Origin of the sequence: Paracoccus bogoriensis (assembly GCF_019431455.1) — a bacterium.
Classification (GTDB): Bacteria; Pseudomonadota; Alphaproteobacteria; order Rhodobacterales; family Rhodobacteraceae; genus Paracoccus; species Paracoccus bogoriensis.
In genome coordinates this window covers 55,469-75,989 of sequence record NZ_JAHYSR010000001.1, presented here as the reverse complement: position 1 = coordinate 75,989, position 20,521 = coordinate 55,469, and the positions used below count along the sequence as shown (strand labels likewise).

Sequence of the window (20,521 nt, the reverse complement as noted above, 5' to 3'; positions counted from 1 at the left end):
GGGCAAAGGGCGGGGATGCGCCAGATCGACCGATACATGCTTGGCCTGCTGACGACCCTTTTCGGGTTCTTCGCGCTGGTCCTGGTCTCGGTTTACTGGATCAACCGGGCGGTGCGGCTGTTCGACGATTTGCTGAATGACGGGCAGACCGCGCTGGTCGTGCTGGAATTCACCGCGCTGACCCTGCCCATCGTGATCGCCACCGTCCTGCCGGTCGCGGCCTTCGCGGCGACGGCCTATGGCACGAACCGGCTGTCGAACGAATCCGAGCTGGTCGCCATGCAGGCGGCAGGGCTGTCGCCCTGGCGGCTGGCGCGGCCGGTTGCGGTCTTCGGCGTGATGGTCGCGCTGATGGTGGCGGTGCTGGTCCACGAGCTGGTGCCCATGGCGCGGGCGCGGCTGGCCGACCGGCAGGCCGAGATCGCCGAAAACGTGGCCGCGCAATTCCTGCGCCCCGGCGCGTTCCAGTATCCGGCGCGGGGGATCACGCTGTTTGTCCGCGACGTGGCCGCCGACGGGCGGCTGCTGGACCTGTTCATCGAGGACCGGCGCAATCCGCGCGCCGCCGTGACCTATTCCTCGGAAGAGGCTCTGGTCGTGCGGACCCAGACCGGGCCGGTCCTGGTCCTGCTGAACGGCATGATCCAGACACTGCGCGAGGACGGTCCCGGGCTGGCCGTGACGCGTTTTGCCGAGTTCAGCTATGATATCGGCGCGCTGACCGGGGGCCGGTCCGAACGGGGGCGCGATCTGCGCGATTACGGCACGCTGCGCCTGCTGGCGCCCGATCAGGCGCTGCTGGAGGCCACGGGCGCCAGCGCCGGCGCCGCGCGGGCCGAGGCGCATGAGCGGATCGCCCAACCCCTGCTGTCTCCGGTTGCCGCGATGCTGGGCTTTGCGACGCTGCTGATCGGCGGGTTCTCGCGGTTCGGGGTCTGGCGGCAGGTGGGCTGGGCGATCCTGGGCCTGATCCTGGTGCAGTTCCTGTCGAATCTGGCCGCCGGGCAGGTCGGCCGCAATCCAGGCCTGTGGCCGCTGCTTTACGTCCCGGCGCTGGTCGGCGGGTTCCTGTCGGTCGCGCTGCTGTGGCTGGCCGGGCGGGCGCGCGGGCCGAAAGGGGGCGCGTCGTGATCCTGGCGCGGTATCTGGCGCGGCGCTATCTGCGGGTTCTGACGCTGATCGCGGCAGTGTTCGGGCTGATCCTGTTCCTGATCGACATGATCGAGACGGTCCGCCGCTTTTCGGGCCGGGGCATCGGCCTGTCCGAGGCCGCGGGCATTGCCGCGCTGAACGTGACGGGCAGCTTCTATTCCATCCTGCCGCTGATCACGGTCCTGTCGGGAATTGCGTTGTTCATCGGGCTGGCCCGGTCGTCCGAGATGGTGGCGATCCGCGCCTCCGGGCGGTCCGCCCTGCGATGCGTGGCCGTGCCCGCGCTGACGGCGGCGGCGGTGGGGGTGTTGGCGGTCGCGCTGGTGAACCCGCTGGTCGCGGTGACGGGCGGACTTTACGACGATGCGGTGGCCGCGATCGACCGGAACGGGCAACAGACGGTCAGTCTGGGCGAAAGCGAGGTCTGGCTTCGTCAGGGCTTCCCGCAGGGCGGCGGGCAGGTCGTGATCCGCGCCGCGCGGACCAGCCCCGATGCGGCAGTGCTGTATCAGGCCAGCTTCCTGATCTTTGACGAAAGCCGCGGCCCCGTCCGCCGGATCGAGGCACGCGAGGCGCGGCTGGAGCCTGGCGAATGGGTGCTGACGGACGCGCGCGACTTTCCGCTGGACGCGCCCAATCCGCAGGCCGCAATGGTGGTGCGGGATGAATTGCGCCTGCCCTCGGATCTGACCGCGCAGCGCATCCGCGAGGGGTTCGGGCGGCCCGACTCTGTGCCGGTCTGGCAATTGCCCGCCTTCATCGACGGGCTGGAACGCGCGGGCTTTTCCGCCGCCCGCCACAAGGTCTGGTTCCAGATGGAACTGGCTCGGCCCGCGATGATGGCCGCGATGATCCTGATTGCGGCGGCCTTCACGATGCAGCATGTGCGCGGCCGCAATACGGGCGCGGCGGTGCTGATGGCCTTTGGCGGAGGGATTGCGCTGTTCTTCCTGCGCAATCTGGCGCAGGTTCTGGGCGACAACGGCCAGATCACGCCGGAAATGGCCGCCTGGACCCCGCCCGCCGTGGGCGCGGCCCTGGCCGTCGCCCTGATCCTGAAGCGAGAGGACGGATGACCCGCAAGAGCCTGATCCTGACCTCGGCGCTGGCCCTGATGATCGGGGCGGCCTCAGCCGGGGCGCAACCCGGTCCCGAGGCGCCTTTCATCGACATGTCGGTGATGACGGGCACGCCGCTGGCCGATCGCAGCGGAGGGGCTGCCCTTGCCCCCGCCGCGCAGGAACTGGGCAGCGCCCCGGTGGGCGACCGCACACCCACGCCCGCCAACCCCGAAGCCGTCGATCCCGACCAGCGTGTCACCCTGCCCGGCTCGGCGGGCGCGCGGCAGGGCGGCGCGGCCACGGTCCTGGCCGATCACGTCGCGCTGCGGGGGGACCGGACGCTGATCGCCTCGGGCGGGGTGGTGGTCTGGTATCAGGGCGCGCGTCTGGTCGCCTCGCGCATCATCGTGGACGGCGCCTCGGGCGATCTGACGCTGGAAGGGCCGATCCACCTGTCGCGCCCCGGCGCCACGGACCCCGATGCCGAGGCCGTGCTGATCGCCGACGCGGGCCAGATCGACGGCGAATTGCAGGACGGCATCCTGCGCGGCGCGCGCATGGTCATCGCCCGCGAATTGCAGCTGGCCGCGTCCCAGGCCGAACGCAGCCAAGGCGGGCGCATCACCACGCTGCGCCGGGTCGCGGCCTCGTCCTGCCGGATCTGCGCGGGCGATCCCGCCCCCCTCTGGGAAATCCGCGCCCGCAGCATCACCCATGACGCCGAAGCACGGCGTTTGTCCTTCGAGCATCCGCAATTCCGCGCCTTCGGCCTCCCGCTGGCGCAGCTGCCCTTCACGATCACTGCGCCCGATCCGACCGTTGCGCGGCAAAGCGGTTTCCTGCGCCCGCAGATCCGCACGACCTCGGGGCTGGGCTTCGGGTTGAAATTGCCTTATTTTCAAACGCTTGGCGATCAGGCGGATGTGACGCTGACGCCCTATCTGTCCTTTGGCCGCACCCGCACGCTGGAGGCGCGCTATCGCCATGCCTTCGCCAATGGCGCGACCGAATGGAACGGCGCGATCAGCCGCGACGACCTGCGCCCCGGCGAGACGCGCGGCTATGTCTTTGGCGCGGCCCTGTTCGATCTGGCGCGCGGCTACCGGCTGGCGGCACAATTGCAGGCCGCGACCGACCGCGCCTATCTGCTGGATTACGGCGTGACGAATGCCGACCGGCTGTGGTCGGGCGTCTCGGTCGAAAGGGTGCGCCGCGACCGGCTGTTCTGGGGCCGGGTCGGCAATTACCATTCGCTGCGCGAGGACGAGGACAACGCGACATCTCCCGCCCAGGTCGCCACCGCGATCTGGGTGCGCCGGATGAGCCCCGACCTGATCGGCGGCGAGGCGCTGCTGGAATGGTCGGTCCACGCCCATCGCCGCCCCTCGGACGAGAACATCCTGGGCCGCGACGTGGCGCGCGGCTCGGTCGGGGTGGATTGGCGGCGCCATGCGATCCTGCCGGGCGGCGTGGTAGCCGCCGCGCTGACTGCGCTGAAGGCCGATCTTTACCGGATCGCGCAGGATGACGGATTCGAGCCGGTCGTGGGGCGGCTGGACCCGCTGATCGGCGCCGAACTGCGCTGGCCGCTGGCGGGCGGCACGGGCGCGGCCACTCATCTGGTCGAGCCAGTAATCCAGCTTCTCTATTCGCCGCAGGGCAGCGACGACGACATCCCCAACGAGGACAGCCGCCTGATCGAGTTCGACGAGGGCAACCTGTTTTCCGCCAACCGCTTTCCGGGCTGGGATGCGCGCGAGACCGGCCTGCGCGCCAATATCGGCACAACCTGGACGCGGCTGGACCCGGCGGGCTGGTCGATCGGGCTGACGGGGGGGCGCGTCTTCCGGGCGCGCTCTCAGGAAACGTTCTCGCGGGCGGGACCGCTGGCGGGGCGGCAATCCGACTGGCTGCTGGCGGCCCATTTCGACAGCGGCACGGGGCTGGCCATCGCCAACCGGGCGCTGTTCGACGATTCGCTGACCGTGTCGCGCAACGAATTGCGGCTTGGCTGGCTGCGGCCCGACCTGCAATTGTCGGCGGGACATCTGTGGATCGCCAGCGATGCCCAGGAAGGCCGCGCCAGCGACACCAGCGAACTGGCCGCGACGGTCGGCTGGCAGATCGCCGATGGCTGGTGGGGCACGGCCGAAACGCGCTATGACTTTGCCGCCGACCGCGCGCAGCGGGCCTCGCTGCGGGTGACCTATCGCAACGAGTGTCTGGCGGTCGAGACGGGGGTGACGCGGCGCTTCACCTCGTCGGATCTGGTGCGGCCCGAGACCAGTCTGGACCTGTCCGTGCGGCTGGCGGGGTTCGGGCAATCGCCCGGCGGTCCCGGCACGGTGGCGCGGCGCAACTGCATGCGCTAGATTGCGCGGCAAGACGAATGAAAGAGGGCGGCGAATGCGGCATTTCCTATCCGGCATGATCCTGGCGGCGGCGCTTGGCCTTCCGCTTGCGCTGCCCGTGGCAAGCCCGGCTGCGGCCCAGGGGCTGTTCCAACCGGTCATCTACGTCAATGACAGCGCCGTGACTCGCTACGAGGTCGAGCAGCGCCAACGGTTCATGCGCTTTCTGGGCGCGACGGACACGACCGCTGCCGATGCCCAGCAGGCCCTGGTCGATGACCGGCTGCGCCTTCAGGCGGCCCGCCGGCTTGGCATCGAGATCACCCCCGAGGGACTTGCCGCCGGACAGGAGGAATTCGCCGGCCGCGCGGGCCTGACCGCCGACGAGCTGATCCAGCGACTGGCGCAGGGCGGGATCGAGCCGCAGGTCTTTCGCGACTTCATCGAAGCGGGCACCGTCTGGCGCGAAGTCGTGCGCGCGCGTCTGTTGCCGCAGATCAGCGTCTCCGAAGCCGAGGTCGAACAGGAATTGCGCCGCATCCTGGAAACCCCGGTCATCGACCGCGTGGCCCTGTCGGAACTGATCATCCCCGCGCCTCCGGGGCAAGAGGCGCAAGCCATGGCCATCGCGCAGCGCATCGTCGCCTCGAACCCGACCGAGGCGCAATTCGCAGCCTTCGCGCGCGAATTCTCGGCCGTGCCCTCGGCCCGGCAGGGCGGGCGGCTGGACGTGGTGCGGCTGAACGAATTGCCGCCCTCGCTGCTGCCGATCATCACGGCGCTGCAACCGGGTCAGGTCACGCAGCCGCTGACGGTCGAGGGGGCGGTGGTGCTGTTCTTCCTGCGCGACGCGCTTGGCACGGTGCGCCCGGGCGCGCGCGCTCAGTTGCTGGACTACATGACCCTGCGTCTGGCGAGCGAGGCCGAGGCCGCGCGGCTGGCCCAGATCACCCGCAATTGCGACGACCTTTACACCCAGGCGGGCGCCGCCGCCCCGCAGATCCGCCGCCAGACCCAGGCGCCCGAGGCGATCCCGGCGCTGATCGCCACGCGGCTGGCCTCGATGGACCCGGACGAGGCGACCGCACTGCCCCTGGGCGACGGAACGGCAGAGTTGGTGATGCTGTGCTCGCGCCAGCCGGCGCTGGCGCCGCTGCCGCCCCCGAACGTGCCGGTGACGGCCGAGCAGCCCGACGGGATCGGCACGACCCCCGATGGCGTCCCCGCGCGCGAGGACATCCGCAACCAGATTTTCAACCGCAAGATCACGGCGGCGGCGGACAATCTTCTGGCCGACCTGCGCGCCGATGCGCTGATCCGGCGTCCCTGATGGGTGGTCGCATCCTGCTGACCTCGGGCGATCCGGCGGGGATCGGCCCGGAACTGGCGCCGCTGGCGCTGGCCTCGGGCGTCGATCTGCTCTGGCTGGGCGATCCGCGACACCTGCCGAAGGGCGCGCCGGTGGCCGAGATCACCGAACCCTCGGACCCGGTGCCGCCTGGCCATCTGCCGGTGCTGCGCCACGACTTTCCCGCCCCGGCGCGTCCCGGCCAGCCCGACCCGGCCAATGCGGCGGCGACGGTCGCGGTGATCGAGCGCGCGGCCCGGCTGGCGCTGGCGGGCCAGGTCGCGGCGATTGTCACCGCGCCGATCAGCAAGGAAGCGCTGCAGACAGGGGCGGGCTTTGCCTTTCCTGGACATACCGAATTTCTGGCCCATCTGGCGGGCGATGTGCCGGTGGCGATGATGCTGGTCTCGACCACGGTCACGCCACCTTGCCGGGTTGTGCCCGCGACGATCCATATCCCTCTGGCCGATGTGCCCGACGCGCTGACGGAAGCGGCGCTGGAACAGGCGATCCGGCTGACCCATGCCGGGCTGATCCGCGATTTCGGCATCCGCGCGCCCCGGATCGCGGTGGCCGGGCTGAACCCCCATGCGGGCGAAGGCGGACGGATGGGCCGGCAAGAACAGCAGATGATCGCGCCCCTGATCGCGCGGCTGCGGGCCGAGGGCCTGCATGTGACCGGCCCCCTGCCCGCCGACACGATGTTTCACGCCCCCGCACGCGCGCATTACGACGCGGCCGTCTGCGCCTATCACGACCAGGCGCTGATCCCGATCAAGACGCTGGATTTCGCGGGCGGCGTGAACGTGACGCTTGGTCTGCCCTTCATCCGCACCTCGCCCGATCACGGAACGGCCTTCGGCATCGCGGGCCAGGGGCTGGCCGATCCCTCATCCACGATCGCGGCGCTGAAGATGGCCGAGGCGATGGCAAAGGCCCGCGCATGAGCACGATCGACGACCTTCCGCCGCTGCGTCAGGTGATCGCCACGCATGACCTGCGCGCCAGGAAGCAGCTGGGACAGAACTTTCTGCTGGACCTGAACCTGACGGCCAAGATCGCGCGGCAGGCGGGCGATCTGACGGGCTGCGACGTGCTGGAGATCGGCCCAGGCCCCGGCGGGCTGACCCGAGGCCTGCTGGCCGAGGGCGCGCGCCATGTGCTGGCCATCGAAAAGGACGAACGCGCCTTGCCCGCCTTGGCCGAGATCGCCGCGCGCTATCCGGGCCGCCTGACCGTGATCCATGGTGATGCGCTGCAGATCGACCCGCTGGCGCATCTGACCCCGCCGATCCGGGTCGCGGCGAACCTGCCCTATAATGTCGGGACGGAATTGCTGATCCGCTGGCTGACGCCGCCGCAATGGCCGCCCTTCTGGGAATCGCTGACGCTGATGTTCCAGAAGGAGGTCGCCGAACGCATCGTCGCGCGGCCCGGCGACAAGGCCTATGGGCGGCTGGCGCTGCTGGCGCAATGGCGGGCCGAGGCGCGGATCGTCATGTCCCTGCCCCCCGAGGCCTTCGTGCCCGCCCCCAAGGTCCATTCCGCCGTGGTGCACCTGACCGCCCTGCCCGAACCGCGCCATCCCGCCGATCCGGCAGTGCTGTCGCAGGTGACGGGCGCGGCCTTCAACCAGCGGCGCAAGATGCTGCGCGCGGCGCTGAAAGGGTTGCATCCGCAGATCGAGGCCCTGCTGGAATCCGCCGGAATCCCGCCCACCGCCCGCGCTGAAGAGATCGGGCTGGACCGGTTCTGCGCGCTGGCGCGCGCGCTGGCCGAAGCGCGCCGCCCGGCCTGACGGCTTTTCCCTTGCCACGACGAAAAAGGCCGCAGCGCGGGGCTGCGGCCTTTCCATTCGTGCCATCCGGCGGAGCTTAGTCCCCGGACCCTTCGGGGGAGGCCGGCGCTTCGACGGGCGCGCCCGCGGCGGCGGCAGGCTTGCGCCGGCTGCGGGCCGGGGCGCTGCGCGGCGCCGTTTCCTCGCCGCCGGCGCTGCGCGGGCGGCTGCTGCGGCGCGACCGGGGCTTGGCTTCGGCGGTGTGCGGAGCCTCGGCGGCCTCGGGTGTCTCGACCGGGCCGGTCTCGACCTCGTCACCCACTGGATCGGGCAGGGCCGGCGCATCCTCGGCCGGGGCCGGTTCGGGAAGGGGCTCGGGGCGCTGTTCTGCGGGCGGCTCGGGCGCGCGGGGTGCCTGGTCGCGGGGCTGATGCTCGCGCGGATGATGCTCGCGCGGATGGTCGTCGTCCTGGGTGCGGCCCTGCTGGGCGTGGCCGCCCTGATGACCGCCGTTCTGGCCGCCCTGATGGCCCTGATGGCCATGCTGCCCGTTGCCGTTCAGCTGGGTCTGGCGTTCGGCCATCTCGCGCTGAGCCTCGCCCAACATGCGGGTGTAATGCTCGGCGTGCTGCAGAAAGCTCTGCTCGGCCACGCGGTCATGGGACAGCTGGGCGTCGCGCGCCAGCGTCAGGTATTTCTCGATGATCTGCTGGGGCGTGCCGCGCACCTTGCCCTCGGGGCCCGAGCTTTCGAACACGCGGTTGACGATGTTCCCAAGGGAACGCTGGCGGTTCGACTTGCTGCGCGAACGTGATTTGGATGATCTCATCAGTCTGTCTGTCAGGTTGTCGGGTCGTCTTGGCAGAGGCTTCGACGCACGGCGTTGGATGACGGCAGCATCGGCGTCTTTGCCGATGCGCTCAGCCCTGCCTCGCCCCTCGATGGGCGCGCAGGGCGCCCCTTGCGGTATCGGCTTTGTCAGGCTGACCGATGCGAGGGGTTTCCCCCTCGTCACGCAGCCGACTAATCACGCCTGTCGCCCCGAGACAAGCGAAAACTTGGCTAAATGGCGCAGATGGGCGGCAATTGGCGGGTCAGGCGGGGAATTCGGCCACAACCACCCGGTCGCGCCCGTCCAGATCGGGCCGGATCGAGACCCGTGCCCCAGCCGCCGCAAAGATCGCCGCCACATCGGCGCCCTGGCTGGCGCCGATCTCGACCAGGACATGCCCGCCCGGTGCAAGATGCGCCCGGCAGCCCGAGGCGATGGCGCGATAGGCCGACAGCCCGTCGCCGCCATCGGTCAGGGCGGAATGGGGTTCCCAGTCGCGGATATCGGGGGCAAGGCCCGCCATCTCGGAGGCCGCGATATAGGGCGGGTTCGAGACGATCAGGTCGAAGACACCCTCGATGCCCTGAAACCAGTCGGCGCGGCGGAAGCGGGCATCGACACCGATCCGGCGGGCATTGTGGCGGGCGACATCCAGCGCAGCCTCGGAAAGGTCGGTGCCGGTGCCGCGCGTCCCCGGCCGCGCGGCCAGAAGCGAAATGAGGATCGCGCCCGTGCCGGTGCCCAGATCCAGCACCGTGCGCCAGGGCAGGGTCAGCGCGGCCTCGACCAGGGCCTCGGTTTCGGGGCGGGGGTCAAGCGTGTCCCGCGTGACCTTGAAGCGATGCGCCCAGAAATCACGGTAGCCCACGATCTGGGCGACGGGCTGGCGCAGCGCGCGGGCGGCGATGCCGCGACGGAAGGCGGCGGCCTGATCGGCGGTCAGGGCGCGATCCTCGGTCATCCGCAGGGCGCCCGGTTCGATGTCCAGGACGGCGGCCAGGATGCGGTCGGCGTCGCGCGCGGCGCCCTCGATCCCTGCGGCGCGCAGAAGGGCCGCGCCCTCGGCCTGGGCGTCCGACAACCTCATTGCGCCATGGCCAGACGGGCCGCCTGATCATGTGCAACCAGTGCGTCGATGATCTCGGACAGGTCGCCCGCCATGATCCGGTCCAGTGCATAAAGCGTCAGGTTGATGCGGTGATCGGTCATGCGGCCCTGCGGAAAATTGTAGGTGCGGATGCGTTCGCTGCGGTCGCCGCTGCCGACCTGGCTCTTGCGGTCGGCGGCGCGTTCGGCATCGGCGCGCATCCGTTCGGCATCGTAGAGCCTTGCGCGCAGGACTGCCATGGCATTGGCGCGGTTCTGGTGCTGCGATTTCTCTGAGCTGGTCACGACGATGCCAGTGGGAAGATGCGTGATCCGAACCGCCGAATCGGTCGTGTTGACGTGCTGGCCGCCCGCCCCCGAGGCGCGCATCGTGTCGATGCGGATATCGGTGGCCGGGATGTCGATATCCACCTCTTCCGCCTCGGGCAGCACCGCCACGGTCGCGGCCGAGGTATGGATGCGCCCGCCTGATTCGGTTTCCGGGACGCGCTGGACGCGGTGCACGCCGGATTCGTATTTCAGCCGGGCAAAGACCCCCTCGCCCGCGATCCGCACCACGGCCTCGCGCACACCGCCCAGTTCCGTCCGCGTCAGTTCCAGGATCTGAAAGTCCCATCCCTGCGCCTCGGCATGGCGGCGATACATCTCGAGCAGGTCGCCCGCGAACAGCGCCGCCTCGTCCCCACCGGTGCCGGGGCGGATCTCGAGGATGGCGGGGCGCGCATCGGCCGCGTCGCGGGGCAGCAGCGCGATGCGGAGCGCCTGTTCAAGCGCCGGCAGTTCGGCCTCCAGCCGGCGCAACTCGTCGGCGGCCAGATCCCGCATCTCGGGATCGGCCAGCATCGCCTCGGCCTCGGCACGGTTGGCCTGACCGGCGCGCCACAGGGCGATCTGCTCGACCACGGGCTTCAGTTCGGAATATTCGCGGCTGATCCGCGCGATCTGGTCGGCGGCGGCCCCGGCATTCAATTGCGCCTCGAGAAACTCGAAACGCTGGACGATCTGGGTCAGGCGGTCTTCGGGCAACATCGGACCGGATTACAACCAGGCCTGCCGCAGGACAAGCCGCGCCGAGATGATGCGGCGGGGGGGGTCCGGGGGGCGCCCCAGCCCCCCGGCCTGCCCCATATCGTGCCGCAGCACGCAGATCAGCGCCGGTGCCAGCCCAGAAGCGCGATCAGTTCGACCGCGACATGGGCGCCCGCGATCGCGGTGGCGCCCGTCGTGTCATAGGGCGGCGAGACCTCGACCACGTCGCCGCCGATCAGCCGGATGCCCGCCAGCCCGCGCAGCAAGGCCGCCGCCTGCCAGCTGGCCAGCCCGCCCCAGACCGGTGTGCCCGTGCCGGGCGCGAAGGCCGGGTCCAGCGCGTCGATGTCGAAGGTCAGATAGCAGGGCCGCTCGCCCACCACCGCGCGGATGCGCGCCAGCGTCGCCTCGACCCCGTCCCGGTGAACCGAGGCCGCATCGAGGATCGTCACCCCAAGTGTGTCGGGATTGTCCGTGCGGATGCCGACCGAGACCGAGGCCGCGGGATCGACCAGCCCCTCGCGGATCGCCTTGTAGAGAAACGTCCCGTGGTCGATCCGCGCGGGGTCGTCATCCACCCAGGTATCGGAATGGGCGTCGAACTGGATCAGCGCCACCGGCCCGTGCCGTGCCACCACCGCGCGCAGGATCGGCAGGGTGATGAAGTGATCCCCGCCAAGCGTCACCGGCGCCGCCCCCGCATCGAGGATCGCGCCCAGATGCGCCTCGATCCGCCCCGGCACCTCTGCCACGGCGGCATAATCGAACGCCATGTCGCCGTAATCGACGATCTCCAGCAGGCTGAACGGATCATAGCCCCAGCCATAGGGCGCGTCGAAGGCCTGCAGGGTCGAGGCCTCGCGGATCGCCCTCGGCCCGAAGCGCGATCCGGGCCGGTGCGTGACCGCCTGATCGAAGGGAATGCCCGTCACCGCGACATCCGCCCCGGCCAGATCCTTGCTGTAGCGGCGGCGCAGAAAGCTGACAGCCCCGCCAAAGGCGTTCTCGAAGGACAGGCCGCGCCGGTCGGTCCGGGTGAAGGCCTGATCCACCTGTGTCTTCGCGTCTTGCAGCGCCATCGCGCCCTCCCTTCAGCGGTCCGGCGTCAGAGTGCGACCTCTGCCCGCCGCCCGCAAGGGCCTCACTCGAAGAACGGGAACCGCCCGACCGGGTAGCGAAAGGCCCTGACGCCCGAGGCATCCGGCTCGGGCAGGCGCCCGCCGCGCAGGTTCACCTGCAGCGATTGCAGGATGCGATGGGGCAGCGGCAGCGTCGCGTCGCGCGCATCGCGCAGCGCGATGAAATCCTCGCGGCTCACCCCGCCGCCGACATGTTTGTTGGCCGCGCGTTGCTCGGCCACGGTCGATTCCCATTCAGGCGCCTCGCGGTCAGGCCCGCCGTAATCATGGCCCACGAAGATCCGCGTCTCGTCGGGCAGGGACAGGATCGACATGAGACTGTCGTAAAGCGCCCCCGAATCGCCGCCCGGAAAATCGGCGCGGCTGGTGCCGATATCGGGCTGCATGAAGGTGTCGTGCACGAAGGCCGCATCCCCGACCACATAGCTGACCGAACCGAGCGTATGGCCCGAATGCAGCATCACCCGCACCGTCAGACCGCCAAGCGCAAACGTCTCGCCATCGCGCCACAGCCGGTCGAAATCGCGCGCCGGATCAAAGGCGCCGGGCGTGCCGTAGATGTCTTCCCAGAGGCGGGCGATCTCGACGACCTTTTCGCCGATGGCATGGGGCGCGCCGGTCCGCGCCTTCAGCCAGGCGCCGTCCATCAGGTGATCGGCATGGGGGTGCGTGTCGAGGATCCAGGCCAGCCGCAACCCGCGCCGGGCGATCTCGTCCAGCACGAATTCGCCATGCCGGTGCCGGACCGCGCCGCCGCGCGGATCGAACTCCTGCACCAGGTCGATCACGGCCGCATCGCGGCTCTCCTCGTCCCAGACAAGATACTGGCAACTTCCCGTCGCCTTGTCGTGAAACCCCAGGACCGAGGGCGACCCCGCCCCCCGCGACAGACTTTCCCGAACCGTCATGGCCATGCCTCCTTCACATTCGTAAATGGGAATATATTTTGGCGCGCGCGATCTTCAACCCCCCCACCCTGCGCATTCCGAACCGCGTGCCTTGGGCGCAGACATCTTCCGTCAGACTTTCCGCGACAGCGCGGCCGGGGCAGCGTCCGCATCCCGCCCCCGACCCGCATCCCGGCCGCGCCCCCCGAATCGCCTTGCATTTGCCGCTTGTCCCTCTATAAAGCCGCATCCTTCCGCCGCGTTTCACCCAACTGGCGCAGGCTCTCGTGACGGGATGCGGAAGGTCTGGCCCGTCGATGAAATGCGCCCGGATACAGAAAGGATCGCCATGCCTCTCTACGAGCATGTGCTGATCGCCCGCCAGGACCTGTCGAACACGCAGGCCGAAGGGCTGATCGAACATTTCTCGACCATTCTCGCCGATAATGGCGGCAAGGTCGTGGACCACGAATACTGGGGCGTGCGCACCCTGGCCTACAAGATCAACAAGAACCGCAAGGGCCATTACGCCTTCCTGCGTTCGGACGCCCCCTCGGCCGCCGTGCAGGAGATGGAGCGTCTGGCCCGCCTGCATGACGACGTGATGCGCGTGATGACCGTCCGCGTGGACGAGCATCAGGAAGGCCCGTCGGTCCAGATGCAGAAGCGCGAAGAGCGTGGCGACCGTCCGCGCGGCGACCGTGGCGATCGTGCTGACCGCGGCGAGCGCCGCGAGCGGAACTGAAAGGATCTGAACCATGGCGAACAAACCCTTTTTCCGCCGCCGCAAGGTCTGCCCCTTCTCGGGTGAGAACGCGCCCGTGATCGACTACAAGGACACGCGCCTGTTGCAGCGCTACATTTCCGAACGCGGCAAGATCGTGCCCTCGCGCATCACCGCCGTCTCGGCCAAGAAGCAGCGCGAGCTGGCCCGTGCGATCAAGCGCGCCCGCTTCCTTGCCCTGCTGCCCTATGTCGTGAAGTAAGGAGGCCTGAGAGATGCAAGTCATCCTGCTGGAACGTGTGGCCAAGCTGGGCCAGATGGGCGACGTGGTGAACGTCAAGCAAGGCTATGCGCGCAATTTCCTCTTGCCGCAGGGCAAGGCGCTGCGCGCCTCGGACGCCAATATCAAGGCGTTCGAGAGCCAGAAGGCGCAATTGGAGGCTCGCAACGCCGAGACCAAGGCCGAAGCGCAGGCCGTGGCCGAGAAACTGGACGGGCAGACTTTCGTGGTCATCCGCTCGGCCTCGGATTCGGGCGCGCTTTACGGTTCGGTCACCACCCGCGACGTGGCCGATGCCGCGACCGCAGCCGGCTTCACGGTGGATCGCAAGCAGGTCGTCCTGCGTGCGCCCATCAAGGAACTGGGTCTGCATGAGGTCAGCATCGTGCTGCACCCCGAGGTCGAGGCGACGATCACCCTCAACGTCGCGCGTTCCGCCGAAGAGGCCGAGTTGCAGGCCCAGGGCAAGTCGATCCAGGATCTGGCCGCCGAGGCCGATGCCGAGGCTGAATTCGAGATCGCCGAACTTTTCGACGATATCGGCGGCGCGTCGTCGGACGAAGACGGCAAAGACCGCAACTGATCCTTTTGAAAAGGTCAGACAAATCGCCGCGCCGGGAAACCGGCGCGGCTTTCGTTTGTTGAACGCCCGTCACCACCTGAGATTGTGAAACAAGACGGCGCGACCTATCATGGACATGATGATCGGACAGGCCGAGGCCATGACTGCCCCGGCAAGGAACCTGGCGATGACGGATGCCTTGAGCCGCCTTCTGGCGGAACGCGACTGGGTGATGGCCGACGGAGCGACCGGCACGGCGCTGTTCAACATGGGTCTGGACGCGGGCAGCCCTGCCGAATTGTGGAACGCGACCCGACCCGAGGCGATCCTGACGCTGCACGAAGATGCGCTGGCTGCGGGCTCCGACCTGTTCCTGACCAACAGCTTTGGCGCGAACAGGGGGCGCCTGCGCCTGCACGGCCTGTCGGAGCGCGTGGGCGAACTGAACCGTCTGGCCGCCGAACTGGGCCGCGAGGCCGCGGACCGCGCCAGGCGCCCGGTCGTGGTGGCAGGCAGCATGGGGCCGATCGGCGATTTCATGGCCCCGATGGGCAGCCTGACCCATGCCGCCGCTGTCGAGATCTTTCACGAACAGGCCGAGGCGCTGCGCGAGGGCGGGGCCGACATCCTGTGGGTCGAGACGCTGGCCTCGCTGGAGGAATTGCGCGCCGCCGCCGAGGCCGCGCAGCGTGCGGACATGCCGTGGTGCGGGGCGCTCAGCTTCGACACGGCGGGGCGCACGATGATGGGCACCACCCCCGCACAACTGGCCGCCGCGGTCGAGCGTCTGCCGAACCCGCCCGTCGCCTATGGCGCGAATTGCGGCGTGGGGGCATCAGACCTGTTGCGGACGGTGGCCGCGCTGGTCGCCTCGGGCAACGAACGCCCGCTGATCGCCAAGGGCAATGCCGGCGTCGCGCGGCTTGAGGGCGGGCATCTGCATTACGACGGCACGCCCGAATTGATGGCCGATTATGCCTGTCTGGCGCGCGACCTGGGCGTGCGGGTGATCGGCGGGTGCTGCGGCACGACGGCCGCTCATCTGCGCGCCATGCGCGAGGCGCTCGAGACGCGCCCGGCGGGCCCACGCCCGACGCTGGACCAGATCACGGCAAGGCTGGGCGCCTTCAGCGCCGGGTCCGAGGATGAGCGTCTGACCATCGGCCGCCGGAACTAGAACAGCGACAGCTGGTCCCCGGCACGGGGCGGCGCCCCGAAGCGCGAGCAGTCCAGCGCGGGCGAACCCTCGGCATAGCCCAGCCTGCGCCGCGCCAGCCGGAATCTCTGGCGGGCCAGATCGGCCTCGGCCCCCTCTCCCCGAAAGCGGTGGCCAAAGCGCGGATCATTGTCGCGCCCGCCCCGCATCGCCTGCACACGATTCATCACATGCGCGGCCATGCCGGGCCGGTGGCGGTCCAGCCAGTCGCGGAACAGGGGCGCGACCTCGTGCGGCAGGCGCAGGGGGATCATGCTGGCCGTGGTCGCGCCCGCCTCGCGCGCGGCGGTCAGGATCGCCTCGATCTCGGGCTCGGTCAGGACGGGGATGACCGGGGCGACCATCACCCGGACGGGCACGCCTGCGCGGGCCAGCGCGCGGATCATCTGCAGCCGCGTGGCGGGCGCAGGCGCGCGGGGTTCCAGCGCGCGGGCAAGCCCCGCATCCAGCGTGGTGACGCTGATCCCCACCGCCGCCAGATCGCGCGCGGCCAGTTCCGCCCAGAGGTCCAGATCGCGCAGGACCGTCCGCCCGCGCGTCACCAGCGTCACCGGATGGTTCCAGTCGCGCAGCACCCGCAGGATGCCGGGCATGATCGCCAGTTTCGATTCCACCGGCTGATAGGGGTCGGTGTTCGTGCCAAGCGCGATCGGCGCGGGCTTGTAGCCGGGCCGGGCCAGTTCGCGTTCCAGCAGGCGGGCGGCATCGGGCTTGGCGGTGATCTTCGTCTCGAAGTCCAAGCCCGGCGACAGGCCCAGATAGCCGTGGCTGGGCCGCGCATAGCAATAGATGCAGCCATGTTCGCAGCCCCGATAGGGGTTGATCGAGCGGTCAAAGGAAATGTCGGGCGAATTGTTGCGCGTGATGATGCTGCGCGGCTGTTCAAAGGCCAGTTCGGTCCGCAGCAGCGTCTCGTCCTCGGGGATGTCCCAGCCGTCGGATTCGCGCAGCCGTGTCTGAGTGTCGAACCGCCCGGCCGGGGCCGAGGCGGCGCCGCGCGCCTTGAGGCGCAGATGGGGATCACGAGGCGGCAGCATCGGCGCATGATAGAACATTATCGGAACATCTGCAAGCCCGCCACGCGGGTTGATCTTGGACGGCCGCATTCACATCTTGCAGATCAGGCAATGAGGGAACGCGATGAGCACCGATGACACCCCGCCCAAGGTCTGGACCTGGGACAAGGAAAACGGCGGCCAGTTCGCCAGCATCAACCGACCCACGGCAGGGGCGCGCTTCGACCGCGACCTGCCGCGCGGAGATCACCGGTTCCAGCTGTATTCGCTGGCCACGCCCAACGGGCAGAAGGTCACGATCCTGTTCGAGGAATTGCTGGAGGCGGGCCATGACGCCGAATACGACGCCTGGCTGATCCGGATCGGCGATGGCGACCAGTTCGGCAGCGGCTTCGTGGCCGTCAATCCCAACAGCAAGATTCCGGCGCTGATGGATCACGGCACCGACCCGACGCGGCGCGTGTTCGAATCGGGCGCGATCCTTCTTTATCTGGCCGAGACCTTCGGGGCCTTTCTGCCGAAAGACCCGGCAGCGCGGACCGAGGCGCTGAACTGGCTGTTCTGGCAGATGGGATCGGCCCCGTTCCTGGGCGGGGGGTTCGGGCATTTCTATGCCTATGCCCCGACCAGGATCGAATATGCCATTGACCGCTACACGATGGAAACGAAGCGCCAGCTTGATGTCCTGGACCAGCACCTGGCGACGAACCGTTTCATGGCGGGCGACGAATATTCCATCGCCGACATGGCGATCTGGCCATGGTATGGCCAGTTGGTGGCCGGCAAGCTGTATGGCGATGCGGCGACTTTCCTCGATGCGGCCCGCTATGGTCATGTCCGGCGGTGGCAGGACGAAATCGCGGCCCGTCCCGCCGTGCAGCGCGGCGTGATGGTCAACAAGATCTCGGGTCAGCCCTCGGAGCAATTGCACGAGCGGCATTCAGCCTCGGATTTCGAGACCATGACCCAAGACAAGCGCGCCGCTCAGACCGGGGCGTAATAGCCGTATCCCGCGGCCTCGGTGAAGCCGAGGCCGCGATAGAGCGCGCGCGCGCCGGCATTGCCCTCGGACACGGCCAGGGCCAGCCGGGCGGCGCCCTGTTCGGCGGCCCAGAACGCGGCCTGCCGCACCATCCAGCCGGCCAGGCCCTGCCGGCGGAAATCGGGCAGCACCTCCAGCCCGTGCAGCATCGCCACATCGCCCGCAGCCGCGACGAAGCCCGCCGCCGCCGCACGGTCATGCAGGCGCCCCAGCAGCGCGGCCTTGGGCAGGGCGACGCGATCCATCACGGCTTGACGGGCGGGGTTGATATTGCCCGCCTCCCAGATGCGGCGCTGAATGGCCAACGGCGGCCAGAGCGCAAAGCCCGTGACCGGCGGCAGGGGCCGGTCGGTCAGCGCGGCCACGGGCGCTTCCAGCACCAGTGTCGGGTTTTCCAGACCATAGCCCCGGTCGGTCAGTGCCGCGATCAGCGCCTGATCGGCATTCCAGGCGCGAAACACCGGGCGCTGGCCCCATTCGCGGTGCTGCGCCTCGGCCAAGGGAATGTCGTCCGGCCGCCAATCCGGCAAGGCGCGGGCGGAACTGACGCGGCCTCCGGCACCCTCGCCCAGCCCCACCAGAAAGCCGCCCGCCCGTTCGGTCCGAGCGGGCGGCCAGCTTGCCTCGAAGGCATGGGCCAGGGCGGGGTCGGGCAGGCGCGTCACAGTCCGATCCGGGCGCGCAGATCGGCCATGGCGGCATCGACGCGCGCCTGATCCAGCCCGCGCACGACAAGGTTCGTCCCCCAGCCGGTCGCGTCATGGAAAGGATAGCTGCCAAGCGACAGGTCGGCATATTCGGCGGCGACGGCCTTCAGCTCTTCGGCCACGTCGCTTTCGCCGCGCCGCACCTCGACCGTGGCCGAACAGACCGGCCGCCCGGCAGACAGACGCGGCAGAAGCCAGTCCACCATCGCGCGAAACACTTCGGGCACGCCGGCCATCACATGGGTGTTGCCGATGGAAAAGCCCGGCGCCGCCGACACAGCATTGTCGATCAGCGTCGCGCCGACCGGGATGCGCGCCATCCGCAGGCGGTTCTCGGTCAGAACGGTGCCCATCCGGTCGCAGCGGGCCTGAAGCAGGGCGCGGGCCTCGTCGTTGATCTCGATTCCGGTGCCATGGGCGGCGGCGACGGCATCGGCGGTGATGTCGTCATGCGTCGGCCCGATCCCGCCCGAGGTGAACAGCAGATCGTAGGCGCCACCCAGGCTTTTATCCAGCGCGCGGATCGCCGCGACGATGCGGTCATGGTCGTCGGGCACCACCCGGATCTCGCGCAGATCGAACCCGGTCGCCGACAGAAGCTGCGCCAGATGATGCGCATTGCCTTCGCGGGTGCGCCCCGAGAGGATTTCGTCCCCGATGACAAGGATCGCGGCGGTGGGATTGTCGGACTGCATTACCTGCCCTTTTCGCTGATGCTCCCTCTTCTAAGCGCCCGTGCGGGGCTGGAACAAGTGCGGCATCACGTCTATCTAGGCGGGATGACGAAAGGAACCGCCATGGACGAAGGCCGCATCACCCGCGAGGGTATCCGCATCCACCTGCCCGAAGATTTCGAGGGGATGCGCAAGGCAGGCCGGGTCGCGGCGCGGATCCTGGACGAGGTCGGGCCGCTGGTCCAACCGGGCGTGACGACCGGCGCGCTGGACGATTTCATCCGCACCAGGATACAGGAACTGGGCGTCACCTCGGCCACGATCGGCTATCGCGGCTACCAGCACGCCAGTTGCATCAGCGTGAATCACGTGGTCTGCCACGGCATCCCGGGCGAAAAGATCCTGCAGGACGGCGACATCCTGAACATCGACGTGACGGTGATCGTCGAGGGCTGGTTCGGCGATACCAGCCGCATGTATGTGGCAGGCCGCGCCCCACTCAAGGCGCAGCGCCTGATCCAGGTGACGCATGACGCGCTGATGAAAGGGATCGAGGCCGTCCGCCCCGGCGCGACCTTCGGCGATATCGGCCACGCGATCCAGACCCATGCCGAAAGCCATCGCATGTCGGTCGTGCGCGATTTCTGCGGCCACGGCATCGGCAAGGTGTTCCACGCGCCCCCGAACGTGCTGCATTTCGGCCGCCCCGGAAAGGGTCCGGTCCTCGAAGAGGGCATGATCTTTACCATCGAACCGATGATCAACCTGGGCAGGCCCGAGACCAAGATCCTGGCCGATGACTGGACAGCGGTGACGCGCGACAAGTCGCTGTCGGCGCAGTTCGAGCATTCGGTCGGCGTCACCGCCGATGGCTGCGAGATCTTCACCCCGTCCGAGAAATTCTTCCCCGAATTCGGCTGAGCCGCGGGATGCCAGTCAGGCCCGGCCTGCCGCGCCTGACAAAAGCGAAGGGTCGATGCCCTGTGCCTTCAGCGCGCGGGTCCACTTGTCCTCGTGCGAGGGTGCAAAGATCAGATCCTCGGCGCCTTCGCCGGTCAGCCAGCCATTGGCCAGCATCTCGGCCTCGAGCTGTCCCGGCCCCCAGCCGGAATAGCCAAGCGCCAGAACCGCCGGCCGCGGACCGTCGCCCGAGGCGATGTCTTCAAGAATGTCGCGCGTCGTGGTCATCGCCAGCCTGCCCGATATGCGCAACCGGCCCTCGGGGTCGCAGCCATGTTCGGGCACCGTGTGCAGCACAAAGCCCCGCCCCGGCTCGACCGGACCGCCAAAGCGGACCTCGATCGCCCCGGCGCCGTCATCGGCCTTGATTCCCAACTGCCGCAGCAGATCGTCAAACCGGATCTCGGGCAGAGGGCGGTTCAGGATCAGCCCCATCGCGCCCTCGTCGGAATGGGCGCAGATCAGCACGACCGAACGCTGGAATCGCGGGTCGGTCATGCCCGGCATGGCGATCAGGATCTTGCCGGTCAGGTTCTGGGTCTTGTCTGCGGCGGTCATTGCGTCTCCTTTTCATCACAAGATCGGCATGAGAGCGCCTTGATGCAAGCATCGCGCGGTTTTGTGACTTCCCGGAGCGACGAGGGCGGCGCTATGTCG

At 69.0% G+C, this 20,521-nt stretch carries 21 protein-coding genes; 12 read left to right on the top strand and 9 right to left on the bottom strand.

Features of this window, described 5'->3' with window-relative positions; all coding sequences use genetic code 11:
• Nucleotides 1-15: 15 nt before the first annotated feature.
• The 6 genes from lptF to rsmA are packed head-to-tail and all read left to right on the top strand — an operon-like array spanning nt 16 to nt 7,710.
• Complete coding sequence (gene lptF / locus KY389_RS00360) at nt 16-1,131, top strand: LPS export ABC transporter permease LptF (protein WP_219828860.1); 1,116 nt, start codon at nt 16-18, stop codon at nt 1,129-1,131.
• Nucleotides 1,128-2,228 carry an LPS export ABC transporter permease LptG gene (gene lptG, locus KY389_RS00355; protein ID WP_219828726.1) on the top strand — a complete coding sequence of 367 codons (1,101 nt, stop codon included), beginning with the start codon at nt 1,128-1,130 and terminating at the stop codon, nt 2,226-2,228. The genes lptF and lptG overlap by 4 nt, the downstream gene beginning before the upstream one ends.
• Nucleotides 2,225-4,585, top strand: coding sequence for an LPS-assembly protein LptD (locus KY389_RS00350; protein ID WP_246587861.1), 2,361 nt, complete (start codon nt 2,225-2,227; stop codon nt 4,583-4,585). Before lptG ends, KY389_RS00350 begins: the two co-directional genes overlap by 4 nt.
• 34 nt (nt 4,586-4,619) lie before the next feature.
• On the top strand, nt 4,620-5,894 hold the full coding sequence (locus KY389_RS00345; protein ID WP_219828725.1) for a peptidylprolyl isomerase: 1,275 nt from the start codon (nt 4,620-4,622) through the stop codon (nt 5,892-5,894).
• The gene (gene pdxA / locus KY389_RS00340; protein WP_219828724.1) at nt 5,894-6,859 is read left to right on the top strand and encodes a 4-hydroxythreonine-4-phosphate dehydrogenase PdxA; all 966 of its coding nucleotides are present in this window, start codon (nt 5,894-5,896) and stop codon (nt 6,857-6,859) included. The genes KY389_RS00345 and pdxA overlap by 1 nt, the downstream gene beginning before the upstream one ends.
• Nucleotides 6,856-7,710 carry a 16S rRNA (adenine(1518)-N(6)/adenine(1519)-N(6))-dimethyltransferase RsmA gene (rsmA, locus tag KY389_RS00335; RefSeq protein ID WP_219828723.1) on the top strand — a complete coding sequence of 285 codons (855 nt, stop codon included), beginning with the start codon at nt 6,856-6,858 and terminating at the stop codon, nt 7,708-7,710. Before pdxA ends, rsmA begins: the two co-directional genes overlap by 4 nt.
• A 76-nt stretch (nt 7,711-7,786) precedes the next feature.
• Here rsmA and KY389_RS00330 read toward each other — a convergent pair whose 3' ends face one another.
• The 5 genes from KY389_RS00330 to KY389_RS00310 form a co-directional block, all read right to left on the bottom strand.
• Nucleotides 7,787-8,518: a DUF4167 domain-containing protein gene (locus KY389_RS00330; protein ID WP_219828722.1), complete on the bottom strand. Its 732-nt coding sequence runs from the start codon at nt 8,516-8,518 to the stop codon at nt 7,787-7,789.
• A 265-nt stretch (nt 8,519-8,783) separates the two neighbouring features.
• Nucleotides 8,784-9,608 carry a peptide chain release factor N(5)-glutamine methyltransferase gene (gene prmC, locus KY389_RS00325; protein ID WP_219828721.1) on the bottom strand — a complete coding sequence of 275 codons (825 nt, stop codon included), beginning with the start codon at nt 9,606-9,608 and terminating at the stop codon, nt 8,784-8,786.
• Nucleotides 9,605-10,657, bottom strand: coding sequence for a peptide chain release factor 1 (gene prfA / locus KY389_RS00320; RefSeq protein WP_219828720.1), 1,053 nt, complete (start codon nt 10,655-10,657; stop codon nt 9,605-9,607). The genes prmC and prfA overlap by 4 nt, the downstream gene beginning before the upstream one ends.
• A 119-nt stretch (nt 10,658-10,776) precedes the next feature.
• Nucleotides 10,777-11,736: an agmatinase gene (gene speB, locus KY389_RS00315; RefSeq protein WP_219828719.1), complete on the bottom strand. Its 960-nt coding sequence runs from the start codon at nt 11,734-11,736 to the stop codon at nt 10,777-10,779.
• Nucleotides 11,737-11,798: 62 nt separating this feature from the next.
• Complete coding sequence (locus KY389_RS00310) at nt 11,799-12,710, bottom strand: MBL fold metallo-hydrolase (RefSeq protein ID WP_219828718.1); 912 nt, start codon at nt 12,708-12,710, stop codon at nt 11,799-11,801.
• Between the two features lie 322 nt (nt 12,711-13,032).
• Between KY389_RS00310 and rpsF the strand changes: the two genes are divergently transcribed.
• The 4 genes from rpsF to bmt all read left to right on the top strand — a co-directional run bounded on the left by rpsF (nt 13,033) and on the right by bmt (nt 15,426).
• Nucleotides 13,033-13,428 carry a 30S ribosomal protein S6 gene (gene rpsF / locus KY389_RS00305; protein WP_219828717.1) on the top strand — a complete coding sequence of 132 codons (396 nt, stop codon included), beginning with the start codon at nt 13,033-13,035 and terminating at the stop codon, nt 13,426-13,428.
• Nucleotides 13,429-13,441: 13 nt separating this feature from the next.
• The gene (gene rpsR / locus KY389_RS00300; RefSeq protein ID WP_219828716.1) at nt 13,442-13,669 is read left to right on the top strand and encodes a 30S ribosomal protein S18; all 228 of its coding nucleotides are present in this window, start codon (nt 13,442-13,444) and stop codon (nt 13,667-13,669) included.
• A gap of 13 nt (nt 13,670-13,682) precedes the next feature.
• Entirely contained in the window at nt 13,683-14,270 is a 588-nt protein-coding gene (rplI, locus tag KY389_RS00295) for a 50S ribosomal protein L9 (protein WP_219828715.1), read from the top strand.
• A 166-nt stretch (nt 14,271-14,436) separates the two neighbouring features.
• Entirely contained in the window at nt 14,437-15,426 is a 990-nt protein-coding gene (bmt, locus tag KY389_RS00290; RefSeq protein WP_219828858.1) for a betaine--homocysteine S-methyltransferase, read from the top strand.
• Here bmt and KY389_RS00285 read toward each other — a convergent pair.
• Nucleotides 15,423-16,520 carry a PA0069 family radical SAM protein gene (locus KY389_RS00285; RefSeq protein ID WP_219828714.1) on the bottom strand — a complete coding sequence of 366 codons (1,098 nt, stop codon included), beginning with the start codon at nt 16,518-16,520 and terminating at the stop codon, nt 15,423-15,425. The two genes, bmt and KY389_RS00285, sit on opposite strands and share 4 nt — an antisense overlap.
• A gap of 85 nt (nt 16,521-16,605) precedes the next feature.
• On the opposite strand from KY389_RS00285, the gene yghU reads away from it, so the two are divergent.
• A complete protein-coding gene (yghU, locus tag KY389_RS00280; RefSeq protein ID WP_219828713.1) occupies nt 16,606-17,481 on the top strand; it encodes a glutathione-dependent disulfide-bond oxidoreductase in 876 nt (291 codons plus the stop codon).
• On the opposite strand, the gene KY389_RS00275 is transcribed toward yghU, so the two are convergent.
• Together KY389_RS00275 and KY389_RS00270 are read right to left on the bottom strand one after the other, a co-directional pair.
• On the bottom strand, nt 17,466-18,188 hold the full coding sequence (locus tag KY389_RS00275) for a GNAT family N-acetyltransferase (RefSeq protein WP_343222863.1): 723 nt from the start codon (nt 18,186-18,188) through the stop codon (nt 17,466-17,468). The genes yghU and KY389_RS00275 overlap by 16 nt on opposite strands.
• The gene (locus KY389_RS00270; RefSeq protein WP_219828712.1) at nt 18,185-18,925 is read right to left on the bottom strand and encodes a competence/damage-inducible protein A; all 741 of its coding nucleotides are present in this window, start codon (nt 18,923-18,925) and stop codon (nt 18,185-18,187) included. Before KY389_RS00270 ends, KY389_RS00275 begins: the two co-directional genes overlap by 4 nt.
• Before the next feature lie 102 nt (nt 18,926-19,027).
• Between KY389_RS00270 and map the strand changes: the two genes are divergently transcribed.
• Entirely contained in the window at nt 19,028-19,825 is a 798-nt protein-coding gene (gene map / locus KY389_RS00265) for a type I methionyl aminopeptidase (RefSeq protein ID WP_219828711.1), read from the top strand.
• A 15-nt stretch (nt 19,826-19,840) separates the two neighbouring features.
• Here map and KY389_RS00260 read toward each other — a convergent pair whose 3' ends face one another.
• Nucleotides 19,841-20,422: a YqgE/AlgH family protein gene (locus tag KY389_RS00260; protein ID WP_219828710.1), complete on the bottom strand. Its 582-nt coding sequence runs from the start codon at nt 20,420-20,422 to the stop codon at nt 19,841-19,843.
• Between the last annotated feature and the right edge of the window lie 99 nt (nt 20,423-20,521).

Excerpts from the sequence above, each read along its gene's own strand:
- lptF (WP_219828860.1), top strand. The coding sequence starts at position 16 with ATGCGCCAGATCGACCGATACATGCTTGGCCTGCTGACGACCCTTTTC.
- KY389_RS00350 (WP_246587861.1), top strand. The coding sequence starts at position 2,225 with ATGACCCGCAAGAGCCTGATCCTGACCTCGGCGCTGGCCCTGATGATC.
- KY389_RS00345 (WP_219828725.1), top strand. The coding sequence starts at position 4,620 with ATGCGGCATTTCCTATCCGGCATGATCCTGGCGGCGGCGCTTGGCCTT.
- pdxA (WP_219828724.1), top strand. The coding sequence starts at position 5,894 with ATGGGTGGTCGCATCCTGCTGACCTCGGGCGATCCGGCGGGGATCGGC.
- rsmA (WP_219828723.1), top strand. The coding sequence starts at position 6,856 with ATGAGCACGATCGACGACCTTCCGCCGCTGCGTCAGGTGATCGCCACG.
- KY389_RS00330 (WP_219828722.1), bottom strand. The coding sequence starts at position 8,518 with ATGAGATCATCCAAATCACGTTCGCGCAGCAAGTCGAACCGCCAGCGT.
- prmC (WP_219828721.1), bottom strand. The coding sequence starts at position 9,608 with ATGAGGTTGTCGGACGCCCAGGCCGAGGGCGCGGCCCTTCTGCGCGCC.
- prfA (WP_219828720.1), bottom strand. The coding sequence starts at position 10,657 with ATGTTGCCCGAAGACCGCCTGACCCAGATCGTCCAGCGTTTCGAGTTT.
- speB (WP_219828719.1), bottom strand. The coding sequence starts at position 11,736 with ATGGCGCTGCAAGACGCGAAGACACAGGTGGATCAGGCCTTCACCCGG.
- KY389_RS00310 (WP_219828718.1), bottom strand. The coding sequence starts at position 12,710 with ATGGCCATGACGGTTCGGGAAAGTCTGTCGCGGGGGGCGGGGTCGCCC.
- rpsF (WP_219828717.1), top strand. The coding sequence starts at position 13,033 with ATGCCTCTCTACGAGCATGTGCTGATCGCCCGCCAGGACCTGTCGAAC.
- rpsR (WP_219828716.1), top strand. The coding sequence starts at position 13,442 with ATGGCGAACAAACCCTTTTTCCGCCGCCGCAAGGTCTGCCCCTTCTCG.
- rplI (WP_219828715.1), top strand. The coding sequence starts at position 13,683 with ATGCAAGTCATCCTGCTGGAACGTGTGGCCAAGCTGGGCCAGATGGGC.
- bmt (WP_219828858.1), top strand. The coding sequence starts at position 14,437 with ATGACGGATGCCTTGAGCCGCCTTCTGGCGGAACGCGACTGGGTGATG.
- KY389_RS00285 (WP_219828714.1), bottom strand. The coding sequence starts at position 16,520 with ATGTTCTATCATGCGCCGATGCTGCCGCCTCGTGATCCCCATCTGCGC.
- yghU (WP_219828713.1), top strand. The coding sequence starts at position 16,606 with ATGAGCACCGATGACACCCCGCCCAAGGTCTGGACCTGGGACAAGGAA.
- KY389_RS00270 (WP_219828712.1), bottom strand. The coding sequence starts at position 18,925 with ATGCAGTCCGACAATCCCACCGCCGCGATCCTTGTCATCGGGGACGAA.
- map (WP_219828711.1), top strand. The coding sequence starts at position 19,028 with ATGGACGAAGGCCGCATCACCCGCGAGGGTATCCGCATCCACCTGCCC.
- KY389_RS00260 (WP_219828710.1), bottom strand. The coding sequence starts at position 20,422 with ATGACCGCCGCAGACAAGACCCAGAACCTGACCGGCAAGATCCTGATC.